The following is a 13,066-nucleotide window of genomic DNA, read 5'->3' on the forward strand; positions in this document are numbered from 1 at the left end:
AGTTTAAATATCGAATTGATTGTCTGTAATTTTTTCTCTTAAATCTTTAATAGAAGCACTAGCTCCGTCTATAAATTTGATGTAATCATCATGAAAATTTAAATCAAATTTTTCATCTTCATTTTCTATTTTAGTGTTGTTTATAGTCTCCTTATAATCCTTGATTTCTAGATGTATTATGCGTTCTTCGTTCCAATGATTTACCATTTTATCAATATGTTGAATTATGGTGTCTTTTTTAATTACAAAATACTTTTTACGGTCTCCTGTTTTTGTGAAGTATTGAATCTTGTTTAAATCCTGTAAATGATTTAAATGTGTAGAGATTGTACTTTTGCTAGCGCATAGTACGGTAACCATATCTTCAAATGTGGTTCCTTTTTTACCCGTAAGAATTATATAAGCCAATATACGCGCAGCAACAGGCGCTAATTGCTCTCTGTTTTCTAAATGGACGCCTAGCTTTTCTACTAACGCCATTTTTTCTTTGCAGATCTCTTCTTTCATTTTTAAACAATTTAATTTCTAAAATCTTAAACACAGCTTTTTTTAAAACTATATCCTGTGCAAATTTATAGCTTAGTTCGGAACTAACCGAACTAACCGAAGTTAAAATGTTGTTAAATAAAAAAGCCAACTGTTAACAGTTGGCTTTTAATTGTAATTAATTGACGTTTAGACTATAACGCAGATTTAAACTGATTTAAGAATCTAACATCGTTTTCGCTTAATAAACGAATATCACTAATTTGATGTAGTAACATTGCTATACGATCGATACCTACTCCAAAAGCAAATCCAGAATACGTTTCTGCATCAATACCGCAATTGGTTAAGACATTTGGATCTACCATACCACAACCTCCAATTTCTAACCAACCGGTTCCTTTGGTGATTTTGTGATCTGTTTCTGTTTCTAATCCCCAATACACATCTATCTCTGCACTTGGCTCTGTAAACGGGAAGTATGATGGGCGTAATCTAATTTTAGATTTCCCGAAAAGCTCTGTTGTAAAGTATTGTAAAGTTTGTTTTAAATCTGCAAAGCTTACGTCCTTATCTATATATAACCCTTCCACTTGGTGGAAAAAACAGTGCGAACGCGCAGATATTGCTTCGTTACGGTACACACGTCCTGGTGATATTGTACGGATTGGTGGTGGATTATTTTCCATATAACGTACTTGTACAGAACTGGTATGCGTACGTAATAAGATATCTGGATTAGTTTGCACAAAAAAGGTATCCTGCATGTCTCTTGCTGGATGATATTCTGGCAAATTAAGTGCTGTAAAGTTGTGCCAATCGTCTTCTATCTCTGGACCTTCACTGACATTAAATCCAATGTTAGAAAAGATATCGATGATTTGATTTTTTACGATAGATATTGGGTGACGTGATCCAATAGTTATTGGCTCTCCTGGTCTTGATAAATCCCCACTTATACCTGCGTCTTGTGTATTATTATCTAGCTCTTCTTTTAAAGCATTCACTTTATTTTGAGCGGTGTTTTTTAAGGTATTGATCACTTGACCAAATTCTTTTTTCTGGTCTTTTGCTACGTTTTTGAATTCGGCAAAATAGTCGTTAAGCAATCCTTTTTTACCTAAATATTTTATACGAAACGCTTCAACCTCTTCTTTGGTTTGTGCTTTAAAGGCGTCTGCTTCTGCTATAAGTTCTTTTATCTTATCTATCATAATCTTCTAAATGATTGGCAAATTTATGAATTTTATCGTGATTTGCGTTAGCGATGGAGGCATTTGTTGAAGCTCTTTTATTTGCCAAAAAGCAAATTAAAAGCGACTGCCGATAGCGCGACCCTTGTGGTAACGCCCAAAATTTACTTAATATATTCGGTTTCCAGAAAATAATTAACGATCGCTTCTTTCATTAAAACACTTTGTTCTCCTGCTTTTAAGTTTGGTAACTCGCCGATCGTTTTATAGTGTGGCCAGCCATCTTCATCGGCAAACTCAAACTCGTAATACCCATAAGGCACTAACAATTTACAAATTGCAATGTGCATTAAATCTAGTTTGTGATCCTTTTTAAATGTACGTTCCAACTGTCCTAATTCTTGTACACCAATTAAATAAATTATTGCATCTAAGTCTAGTGTGTCTCCGTCTGCAAATTGGTTAGATAGCTTAGTCACTATCTCCTGCCATCTCTCTTTTAACTGTTCGTCTCTTGCCATAATAATTTTAAAGTCGCAAAGTTAATTTATATTTGCCTAAAATCTAACTTTATGGCTGTAATTGATATTGTTTTAGGTGCTTTACTATTATTTGGTTTAGTTCGCGGATTGTTTAAAGGACTTTTTGTAGAGCTTGCCTCTATAGTTGCCTTAATTGCTGGTGTGTATGGCGCCATCCATTTTAGCTATTTTGTTGCTGAGTTTTTGATGGATAAAACCTCTTGGAACGAGAAAACAATTAACACCGTTGCGTTTGCTATTACTTTTGTAATTATCATTTTAGTAATTAGCTTAGCCGGTAAAGCCTTAACAAAGTTAGCGGATTTTGCCTCTTTAGGAATTTTAAATAAGCTTTTAGGTGCCGCTTTTGGAGCACTAAAAATTGGGCTTATCTTAAGTGTTTTATTAATTGTTTTTGATAAAATGAATAATGCCATCCCGTTTGTACAGGATGAGGATATTGAAGATTCTATATTATATGCGCCAATAAAGTCTTTAGCGCCTATGGTTTTTCCTAGCATTATTAAATCTGATGCTGATGAGGAAGACAACCAAATTATTGATCCTGCAGAGCCTACAGATGAGTCTGAAGCTTAGGAATTAATCTAGGTGGTAGATTTCCATAATGTCTTCTAAATAGTGCTCAAAATCTATTTTTAAGTCTATTAACTTACCGGTGTGCACATCAAATACCCAACCGTGTACTTTTAGGCCTCTATCTCTGTATGCTTTTTGTACTGCTGCTGTTTTTAGCAAGTTTACACATTGCTCCTTGACGTTAAGCTCTACCAAACGATCGTACTTTTTCTCTTCGTCTGTAATTGCATTTAATTCGTCTTTATGTATACGATACACATCACGAATATTACGTAACCATGAGTTTAAGATACCTAAATCTGCAGATTGCATAGCTGCTTTTACACCACCACAGGCGTAATGCCCGCAAACTACAACATGGTTAACTTTAAGATGCACTACTGCATACTCTACAACAGACATGGCGCTTAAGTCATTACCCGACACCATGTTTGCAATGTTACGATGTACAAAGACTTCTCCTGGGCCTAAACCCATTAAATCTTCGGCTGTTACACGACTATCACTACACCCTATATAAAGTAATTCTGGGCTTTGTCCTTTTCCTAAATTTTCAAAATAGTCTTTGTCTATGGATAGTTTTGCTTTTACAAATCTTTCGTTATTTTCAAACACTTTTTTTATATCCATCAGATCGCTTTTTAGAATTGGTCTTTTACATTAGTTTTAACCCATTGTAGACATGAATTAAAGTCTTTAAAAATATGTTCCTTTTCTACTAAATCTGGAATAATACCGATACGTTCCATCATATATCTTGGCTGCTTTAATAGATTTACAAATAACACGTCTATGTTTTGTTTTCTTAAATCCACTAATACATCTTCCATTGCATAAAGTCCAGACTGATCCATATACTGCATACGTCCTAACCTAATTACAACTGTTTTAGCAGTACTTGGTATTTGCTTTGCCAATTGCTGAAACTCTGACGTTGATCCGAAAAACAAAGGTCCTTTGATATGCTTGATAAATACTTCTTCTGCTAAGTTTGAAGGAAAACCAATCTCATCCGACCAAGCTTCTTCCTTTAATGGCTTAACGTCTGAACGTTGTGCTGTTAAATCTCCGATTTTTTTCATGAATAATAACGATGCGATAACCAACCCAATACCAACTGCATAAATTAAATCCCACATACTAGATAACACTAATACAACCAACATGATTAATACTTCAGAGCTAACTTTTACTGGTCCAATCTTCATGTCTTTTGGTAATGCTGGAATAGCTTTTAAGCCTTTGTAATCCATTACTCCAATACCTACCGTAAGTAAAATACCTGCTAATACTGCTGCCGGAATTTTTGATGCTACAGGTCCAAGTGCTAACAAAATAAATAATAACATAACCCCAGCAATCATACCTGATAACTTTGTACGCCCTCCTGCATTAATGTTTACTACTGTTCTAATTGTTGCTCCTGCTCCTGGAATACCTCCAAAAATAGAGGCGATACTGTTACCAATACCTTGCCCTATTAATTCTTTATTTGGGTTGTGCTTTGTTTTAGTCATATTATCCGCAACCACACTTGTTAATAACGAATCTATTGCTCCTAAAAGCGCTAAAGTAATGGCTGTAAATATATAGGGTGTAATGCTTTTTAAGCTAAACCCTGTAATAATTTCAAAATTGGGCATTGGCAGTCCTGAAGGGATTTCTTCTATTGGACGATAGCCTAAATTAAAACCATATGCCACACCAGAAACCACAACCAAGGCTACTAATGCACTTGGTATTTTTGTTGTTATACGTTTAAAACCATACACTATAAAAATGGTTGCTAATGCTAATGCTAGCTCTAACCAATTAATATTCTGAATGGCTCTTGGTAATATTTTTAGTGTCCCTAAAACCCCTGAAGCTTCGGTTTTTGCTAATGTTTTAGATTCTTTTGCAATATCTTCTGGTTTAAGCTCTCCTGCTCTTTTAATGGTTTCTTTAAAATCTTCTAAAACCAAAATCCCTTCGCCTGCTTCTTCTTTAAGTATGTTTTGTAAAATCAACTCTTCCGCTTGCGGCTTAAATTGACTAACATACTCTGTATCTTCTTTTGGATAATATCCAATAGATGGTAATATTTGTGTGACTAAAATTATAACACCAATAGCAGTCATAAAACCAGAGACTACAGGATAAGGTATGTATTTAATATACTTTCCAAAACCTAACACACCTAATCCAACTTGGACTAATCCTGCCAATAAAAAGACGGTTAAAATGTATGGCAAGGCTTTAGTTACATCGCCATCGTGTGTTGCAATAATACCTGCAATCACAACCATACTTACGGCTGTCATTGGTGCAGTAGGCCCCGAAATTTGTGTTGGTGTTCCTCCAAAAAAGGCTGCGAAAAAACTGATAAAAATAGCACCATATAAACCTGCGCTTGGTCCTAAACCAGACGACACACCAAATGCTAATGCTAGTGGCAAGGCAACAATACCTGCTGTTATCCCTCCAAAAGCATCTCCCTTTAAATTTGCGAAAAATTTCTTCATAGCGTAATAGTTGGTTTTATACTAAAATAACATTTTTTCTTTACAAAAAAAGCGCGGTGCTTTGTAACACTACTAATTAACAGTAAATTATGATTTTAACAGTCTCTAAAAATTAACGAATGCAATAACGTTTATTTGATCTCTGCTTGAGGTTTCAAAAAACTGATTCATATACCCGATTTCTAACCTTAATTGCTTTGAAAATTGATATCCTAATCCACCATACAATCTGTTTCTGTCAAAGATTGCACTTTTAGTGTTTAGAAAAATCTCATTATAAGCGGAAAGGTACAATGGATTATTACCATCTTCGTTGTTTTGCAACGAAACTTTTAAGCCTAGAAAATACCTGAATCGCATTTTAAAATCAGACTCTACAAAACGTTGTTCAAATCTATAACGGTGACTTAAACTAAGTATCCCTACCTTCTGTTTTGTTGTAAACTGCTGAAAGATTCTATGTTCGTTTACTGCTACTTTTTGATCCGTGTCTCCAACATAGTTTTCAGACAAAATATAGCCATACCCTAGTAATAGATTATTATTGTTTTCGGTTAAATTATAACCTAACCCTGTTCTTAATAGCAATTGCTCTAAATCTCCAATTGCATCGTAATTACGGTATTGGACTTCGTTATGAATATTCCAACCGTTTTTAAGTTCTTTACTTCCAATATAGATCAACCAGTTTCCTAGATTACTGTCTTGGCTTAGCCCATAAAAAGGCAACACCAGCGATAGAGCTAGTGTTGCGATTATATTTTTCTTCTTCAATTTACTTATTCTCATCAAATAGGTTTGTTATTAGTAAAACGCTACAGCACCTGTATTAATATCATACATAGCACCAACAATTTTAATTTCACCGTTTTTCTCCATCTCTGTTAAGATTGGACTTTCCGCGTGAATACGATCCATTGTTAACTCAACATTTTTCTTTGATACCTCATCTACAAACGCTAAGTTTTTAGACGTACGTAAGCTTTCATCTTTAGGCTCAGTCACTGCGTTTACTGCTGGTGTGATTTTTTGGATTAACTTGGTAAGGTTACCCATTTCAGCATGATCACAAGCACCTTTTACAGCACCACAACTTGTATGGCCTAATACCACGATAACTTTTGTACCTGCTAATTTACAAGCAAATTCCATACTCCCTAAAATGTCTTCGTTTACAAAGTTACCTGCAATACGTACACTAAATACGTCTCCAAGACCTTGATCAAAAACTAACTCTGCAGAAACACGAGAGTCAATACAACTTAAGATTGTAGCAAAAGGGAATTGCCCTTCACTTGTATCATTTACTTGTTCTAAAAGGTTACGATTTGCTTTTAAGTTATTTTGAAACCTTTCATTTCCTTCTACTAAAAACTGTATTGCCTTGTCAGGTGTTAATGTTGCCTGCGTTTCTTTTGTATGTGCTTTCATATGTTTTTAATTTTTTATTAGTTAATTAAATACTACCTGTGTAGCATCGTTGTGTTTTTTCCTGTTAGTAATAACGAAACATCAAGTTTGTTAATTACATTTTTTATACTTGTATTAGATTTATCATGATTTGAATTATCAAAACACATTAAATTAATATTGCTTTTTGAAGCGTACTTAGAAACATTATCTATTGCCGAATCGCCTTTTTCAAAAACAAATTCTACTGTCTTATAAGCCTCTGCATTTTCTAATCTAGACAACTGAGATACTATTTTAAATGATTTTATAGGTTGACTGGTTTTAGTAATCAATCCTGCTATAAAATTAGCATCCAAAGGGTGATCGTTGGTGTTTAAAACACCTAAAGTTGCTTCTTGGTTAGGTTGTAACGCCTTATTTTGATTTGCAATCATAATAGACCCTTTATGCGTTTTTAAGACATAATCTGTAATATTATCTCCCATAAAGTTAAGAGTTTTAGATTTTCTTTTCCCTAAAACAATAATATCAGGTTGATAAGCATTGATATATGTTTCTATTTCGTGCTTTACATTACCAATAGACACATTATAACCAATATTTAATTTAAAGTCCTGACTAATAGGATTAATTAAATTTTCAATAGCTTTATTAGTTACAATATGCTCTTCGTTAATAGATCGCATGGCAGATAGCTGACTTTCTCTCTCTACAATGTCTGTTGGTTTTTTAACATGAAACAATGTAATGTCTCCATCAATCATTTTTGCTAAACTTACCGCACTTTTTAATTCTGAAGTTGCAGACTTATTTAAATCCGAAAGCAACAATATTTTGTATTTATTGTTTTTCATGATTTTAAGTTTAGGCTGATTTTGGTCTTAGTTTAAAAAACTCGATAAAACTATCTGGATTTTCAACAATACCGCGTTCAGAAGTTAATTGAATATCGATATTACGTTCTTTTGCTTTAAAAGCGAAATCATCTAAAATTTCGATAATATCATTATCTAAATAACGTGTTTTTCTAACATCTAACTCTAAGTAAGTATCTCTTGGTAAACTATCTAATTCTTTTAAAATAGCACCTTTGTTAAAGAAAGTAACCTCTTCTGCAAAAGTCATTTTTATTTTATGCTTTCCATTACTCTTATCTTCAATATGTAAAAAGTGAGAATTCTGGTAACTCTTAATTAATATTACAACAATACCAACTAACAATCCTAAACCAATTCCCCATAATAAATCAATAAAAACAATACCTAAAACAGTAACCACAAATGGTACAAACTGCTTCCACCCCATGTCGTACATTTTTTTGAATAATCCTGGTTTTGCTAATTTATATCCTACAATTAAAAGTATAGCTGCTAACACCGATAAAGGAATCATGTTTAACAACTTAGGAATTAATACTACTGAGATTAATAGTAAAAACCCGTGAATAATAGCAGACATTTTACTACGCCCACCTGACTGGATATTTGCAGAACTACGCACAATTACCTGTGTAATTGGTAAACCTCCAATTAAACCAGAAATAATGTTTCCGGTACCTTGCGCTAATAACTCTCTATTTGTTGGTGTAACATTTTTATCTGGGTCTATCTTATCTGTTGCTTCAACACATAATAACGTTTCTAAACTTGCTACTAATGCAATTGTAAATGCTACAATCCAAACATCTGGGTTTGTGATGGCACCAAAATTAGGAAAACTAAATTGACCTAAAAAAGAATCTAAACTATCAGGAATTGGCACACTTACTAAATGTGATTGATTAATACCTAAGCTTGTCCCTTGTGTTACTGCAAAATAAACAATACCCAATACTACTGCTACTAAAGGACCTTGTACAATTTGGAAGATCTTACCTTTTTTAGATAATACCTTATCCCATAATAATAAAATGGCTAATCCAATTAAACCTATAACCATAGATCCCAAAGTTATATTATCTGTGATATTTAAAATTGCAGAGAATGTATTTTCTCCAGACATTTCTACAAAACTATCTGCACCTTCTGGCTCTGAATCGTAACCAAAAAAGTGAGGGATTTGTTTTAAAATAATAATAATTCCAATACCAGTTAACATCCCTTTTATTACAGAAGACGGGAAATAATACCCAATAACTCCGGCTTTTAAAATTCCAAATACTATTTGAATAATTCCACCTAACACTACTGCTACTAAAAAGTTTTCATACCCTCCTAAAGATCCAATTGCAGTTAATACAATAGCTGCTAATCCTGCTGCAGGACCACTTACTCCAATTTTAGAACCACTTAAAGCTCCAACAACAACTCCACCAATAATTCCGGCAATAACTCCTGAAAAAAGTGGCGCACCACTAGCTAAAGCAATACCTAAACATAAAGGTAATGCTACAAAAAATACAACGATACTTGCTGGCAAGTCGTTTTTTAACGTTTTAAACATATATAAATTCATTTTGACCATTGAGCACTCTCAATGGTTATATTTTAATAATTTTTGAATGGACTAAGTCGTCCGCCTAATAAATTACAAAATGAATTCGGGAGGTGGGGAAATTAAATTAAGATGTGGTTTAGGATACGTTTTAAAATGGTACCTTAAATAATCAGTAGTTTTTGAAGTCTCAAAAAAGGCATCTTCTAAGTTTTGTATAACAAAAGTTAGATTTACATTTTTGTTTTCTTCCTCTTCCTCTGACAAGCTGTAAAACACAGAAACATCCACAGAATCATCTATAGCAACAATTATTGATGGAGCTGTAATAAGCGCCAAAAACAATACTGTAAAGAAGATGGATACTAACTTTCTGTGCATTTTTTTACTTTGAGAAAAGCAAATATATAACTATAGACACAGTAATGTGTTAAGGAATGGCTAAAAATTGTTTAACAATCTTATATCTTTTGCCGAGATCCAACCGGTTTTACCATCTGCTAATTTGATTTTTTTCCAATTATTAATGGTGTCTAGAACTAATACTTTAGTTCCTTCATGTAGTGTAAAAGCTTCGTTACCGCTCAAATTCGGTTCGGTTTTAACTTCACTTTTTTGCGCAAATACAATTGCTGGATTATCTCTATTATCTAATGCTTGTTTCTGAAAAGCTAATCCTACACTAGATAAACTTAAAAACAAAAACACAAATCCTAAGATAAAAGAAACACGCTTACTTTGCGTGCTATAGGTAAAGTAATAAACCAGTAATAACACCACAAAAATAACCATCAGTGCAATTGCTAATTTTGCCCAATCATCAAAAGAAAAAAGGTTAGTTACTTTATTGAAAAATCTAGAAAACCCCAATTCAGGAACTTCCTGAACAGCATCTACCGTCATCTGTTTAGCATACTCCATATTATTTAAAATATCAGTATCCTCTGGTTTAAGCTGTAACGCTTTTTCGTAATAATAAATACTTGGTCCTACATTATTAAGCTTGTAATGCGCGTTTGCTAGATTAAAATAGACTTCTGCCGAGTGTTGATTACCGTCAACAATAGACTGGTACTTAGCAATAGCGTCCTCAAATTTTCCGTCATTATACAATGCATTAGCTTGATCAAAAACAGATTGGTCTTGAGCTGTAATGCTTCCGCAGAAAAATAAAAATATGTAAAGTATGTATTTCATTTATACTAATTTCCGCTTTAGCGAAACTAAAAATAAGCGTTATTTAATTTGTTTATCTATCTGATTTATGGTCGTTGCTGCCTTGTCGTAATCTTGTTGCATTGTTACGTCTGTAATTGGCGTATAACGGGCTAAATCACAATTTTCAAGTATAGCCTCAAAGTCTAACACAACAGCTGTATCTACACCTCTTTGTGTTAATAAGCCTGTTATCTTGTCTTTACTTAAATCTGACGTTGTGATACTTAAACGCCCTTTTAAGTAATTATGCAATGCTTTTTCTAAAGCGATATAAAAAGATTCTTTTTGTCCAAGTGCCTTTTTAGCTTCTGACAAATACTTTTTAGCTAATCGGTCTGCTTTACGTTTTCTATTACCAGAAACATCGGCTTGCCTTTCGTCACGTTTTCTTCTATAAAATAATGCTAAAGGAATTGCTAATAATGGTCCTAATAGGCTTGTCCAAAATATAGGAGAATTTAAAAATGTTTCGTTTTCCTTAGACACAAAACTAGTTTGCGTTTTGATAGAAGCAAATTGCTTTTGGTTTAAAACATTAGAATCTTTACCATTAGTTGCTAGTGGCAAATTGTTATCTGCTTCTGCATAAATTGGCCCTTCTAATACATTAACAACAATGTCTTGAGACGTTACTTCTACATATTTTTGGGTTTTTAAATCAAAATAAGAAAAGCGTATTGGCGGAATAGGAAACTTACCTTTATACTGCGGAATTATAGTATAACTATCAGAAATCTGACCTTGCATACCCGCTAAATTAGTACGTACATTTTCCGCATGTTCTGGATCGTAAACCTCTAATGTGCTTGGTGTTGTTAATTTTGGTAATTGAAACAACTTCAAGTTTCCTTTTCCTGAAACTTCAATTTTTGCTTGTAACGACTCCGTGGCATTTAGACTGCTTTTTGTTGTTGTTACATTAAACTTAAAATCTCCAACAGCTCCAGTAAAATTAGCTGGTTTACCCTCTTCTGGAAGTGCTTTTACAGTGACACTTCTTGTACTTGCGGTAATGGTTCTATGTGCTTGATTTTTGATTTGCCTACCGTAAATATCACGTCTATTAGTTGGCACTTCTAGTGTAATATCTAAACTTAAAGGCTCAATAATTAGCTCACCCGTTTTTTGCGGATACAAGACTGCCTTTCTTAACGTCACATAACGATATTCTTCACCTTTATATGTTCCGTTTTGTATTTTAAGACCTCTGTCTTCTATGTTTTGACTCCAAAACCCATTAAACTTAGGGCTTTCAATCTCTCTGTAGTTACTAATACCAGCCTTAGGTGCCACGTATAATTTATAAACAACGGTAATGGGCTCGTTTAAATAAGGATTAGTCTTAGAAACCTCAGTAACTAAATGGATGTTTTCCTGTACAATATAATCCGGATCGTTTGGATCGTCTGGTTTTTCTTGTGCTTTGGTAACCTTAACGGTTATTGGATTGGTCTTAAAAACAACACCATCAATCTCAATTGTTGCTTCAGCAATAGTAAACACACCCATTTTTTTAGGTGCTAAAAAGTAGCTATAAATTTTAGTAAAGCGACGTTGTTTTCCATCCCAAGAGTTACTAACCGATTGATTAGGTCCTCCAACAACCACAAAATCCGAAAAGCTTGGCGTTACAAAGTTATCGCCATCCTTATTCATTTGAAAGTCGACACGTAACCGTTCATTCAATGCTAGTTTTTTCTTACTAACTTTAGCTTGAAACGATACTGCGTCTGTACCTTGCGCCATTACTAAAGTAGTAGAACAGGTTATAAAAATTAGGAGTATGTATTTTAGTAATTTCATTTAATTTTCAAATATAAAGATTTAACTACCAATCTTTATCTGTCTGTTGTTTTGCTCCTTTAACTTTTTGTGCATTTATTTTTTCCTGAACCTTTTGTTCTTGATTATTCATGGCCTCTAGTAAGTTTTTAATTTGCTGAGGCGACATTTGGCCTGGTTGTGGTTGATTTTGCTGATTCTCTTTATCACCTTCCTTTGGATCACTTTCTTTATCGTCCTTAGGCGCTCCTTCTTCATCCTTATCTTGATCACCGTCCTTTTTATCCTTATCGCCTTGATCTTCTTTATCCTGCTGATCCTTGTCTTTATTATCCTCTTGTTCTTTGTCCTTATCTTTATCCTTACTATCGTCCTTATCTTTATTATTCTCTCCGTCCTTATCGTCATCCTGAGGGTTATCATCTTCTTGCTGTTTTGCACACGCCTTAGCTAGCGCAAAATTATATCTAGTCTCATCATCCGACGGATCACTTCTAAGCGCGCTTTTGTAAGCCTCTACAGCTTCTTTACACTTTTTTTCTTCCATTAAAATATTACCCATATTATGGAAGGCATTATGTTTTTCTTCTTTTGTAGTCGCATTTTTTGCAGCTTGTTGGTTGCGATATAGTGCTTCTTCAAAATTACCTTTTTTAATGTACTGGTGTCCCAAATTATACGCGCCAGCCACTTGCGTTGGCTTTATGGATAACGCTTTACGGTATTCCATTTCTGCCTCCACAAAAGCATCGCTATCAGCCAAATCATTAGCCTCTGCTACAAAACTTTGTGCCTTTAGCTTTAGTTTTAATGCTGCCTTCTCCTCTGTTTTGTCTTGTGCAACAACAGTTATGGATAGTAATAGTAATATGTAAGTTAAGACGTTTTTCATTTAATTATTGTGACTTGTAAATATACT

At 33.8% G+C, this 13,066-nt stretch carries 14 protein-coding genes; 1 reads left to right on the forward strand and 13 read right to left on the reverse strand.

Going from position 1 to position 13,066, the window contains the following annotated elements; all coding sequences use genetic code 11:
* Positions 1–3: 3 nt before the first annotated feature.
* The 3 genes from BMZ09_RS01395 to BMZ09_RS01405 all read right to left on the reverse strand — a co-directional run bounded on the left by BMZ09_RS01395 (position 4) and on the right by BMZ09_RS01405 (position 2,200).
* Positions 4–507 (reverse strand): GbsR/MarR family transcriptional regulator, encoded by a 504-nt coding sequence (locus BMZ09_RS01395; RefSeq protein ID WP_090836825.1) that lies wholly within the window; start codon positions 505–507, stop codon positions 4–6.
* A 173-nt stretch (positions 508–680) separates the two neighbouring features.
* Complete coding sequence (gene pheS / locus BMZ09_RS01400) at positions 681–1,700, reverse strand: phenylalanine--tRNA ligase subunit alpha (RefSeq protein ID WP_090836827.1); 1,020 nt, start codon at positions 1,698–1,700, stop codon at positions 681–683.
* Positions 1,701–1,843: 143 nt separating this feature from the next.
* Positions 1,844–2,200 carry a hypothetical protein gene (locus BMZ09_RS01405; protein WP_090836828.1) on the reverse strand — a complete coding sequence of 119 codons (357 nt, stop codon included), beginning with the start codon at positions 2,198–2,200 and terminating at the stop codon, positions 1,844–1,846.
* A 51-nt stretch (positions 2,201–2,251) separates the two neighbouring features.
* On the opposite strand from BMZ09_RS01405, the gene BMZ09_RS01410 reads away from it, so the two are divergent.
* Complete coding sequence (locus tag BMZ09_RS01410; protein ID WP_090836830.1) at positions 2,252–2,797, forward strand: CvpA family protein; 546 nt, start codon at positions 2,252–2,254, stop codon at positions 2,795–2,797.
* 3 nt (positions 2,798–2,800) lie between these two features.
* On the opposite strand, the gene BMZ09_RS01415 is transcribed toward BMZ09_RS01410, so the two are convergent.
* From BMZ09_RS01415 to BMZ09_RS01460, 10 genes are all read right to left on the reverse strand, one after another.
* The gene (locus BMZ09_RS01415; protein WP_090836832.1) at positions 2,801–3,427 is read right to left on the reverse strand and encodes a carbonic anhydrase; all 627 of its coding nucleotides are present in this window, start codon (positions 3,425–3,427) and stop codon (positions 2,801–2,803) included.
* An 11-nt stretch (positions 3,428–3,438) separates the two neighbouring features.
* A complete protein-coding gene (locus BMZ09_RS01420) occupies positions 3,439–5,301 on the reverse strand; it encodes a SulP family inorganic anion transporter (protein ID WP_090836834.1) in 1,863 nt (620 codons plus the stop codon).
* A 105-nt stretch (positions 5,302–5,406) separates the two neighbouring features.
* Positions 5,407–6,090: a DUF2490 domain-containing protein gene (locus tag BMZ09_RS01425; protein ID WP_090836836.1), complete on the reverse strand. Its 684-nt coding sequence runs from the start codon at positions 6,088–6,090 to the stop codon at positions 5,407–5,409.
* A gap of 15 nt (positions 6,091–6,105) precedes the next feature.
* Positions 6,106–6,732, reverse strand: coding sequence for a carbonic anhydrase family protein (locus BMZ09_RS01430; RefSeq protein WP_090836838.1), 627 nt, complete (start codon positions 6,730–6,732; stop codon positions 6,106–6,108).
* Positions 6,733–6,764: 32 nt separating this feature from the next.
* On the reverse strand, positions 6,765–7,568 hold the full coding sequence (locus tag BMZ09_RS01435) for a universal stress protein (RefSeq protein ID WP_090836840.1): 804 nt from the start codon (positions 7,566–7,568) through the stop codon (positions 6,765–6,767).
* A gap of 10 nt (positions 7,569–7,578) precedes the next feature.
* Positions 7,579–9,156: a SulP family inorganic anion transporter gene (locus BMZ09_RS01440; protein ID WP_090836842.1), complete on the reverse strand. Its 1,578-nt coding sequence runs from the start codon at positions 9,154–9,156 to the stop codon at positions 7,579–7,581.
* Positions 9,157–9,240: 84 nt separating this feature from the next.
* A complete protein-coding gene (locus tag BMZ09_RS01445; RefSeq protein ID WP_090836844.1) occupies positions 9,241–9,528 on the reverse strand; it encodes a hypothetical protein in 288 nt (95 codons plus the stop codon).
* A gap of 60 nt (positions 9,529–9,588) precedes the next feature.
* Entirely contained in the window at positions 9,589–10,344 is a 756-nt protein-coding gene (locus BMZ09_RS01450; protein WP_090836846.1) for a tetratricopeptide repeat protein, read from the reverse strand.
* Between the two features lie 39 nt (positions 10,345–10,383).
* Positions 10,384–12,168, reverse strand: coding sequence for a BatD family protein (locus BMZ09_RS01455; RefSeq protein WP_090836848.1), 1,785 nt, complete (start codon positions 12,166–12,168; stop codon positions 10,384–10,386).
* 25 nt (positions 12,169–12,193) lie between these two features.
* Complete coding sequence (locus BMZ09_RS01460; RefSeq protein WP_090836849.1) at positions 12,194–13,039, reverse strand: hypothetical protein; 846 nt, start codon at positions 13,037–13,039, stop codon at positions 12,194–12,196.
* Between the last annotated feature and the right edge of the window lie 27 nt (positions 13,040–13,066).

Source organism: Olleya namhaensis (assembly GCF_900114005.1).
GTDB classification, from domain to species: Bacteria; Bacteroidota; Bacteroidia; order Flavobacteriales; family Flavobacteriaceae; genus Olleya; species Olleya namhaensis.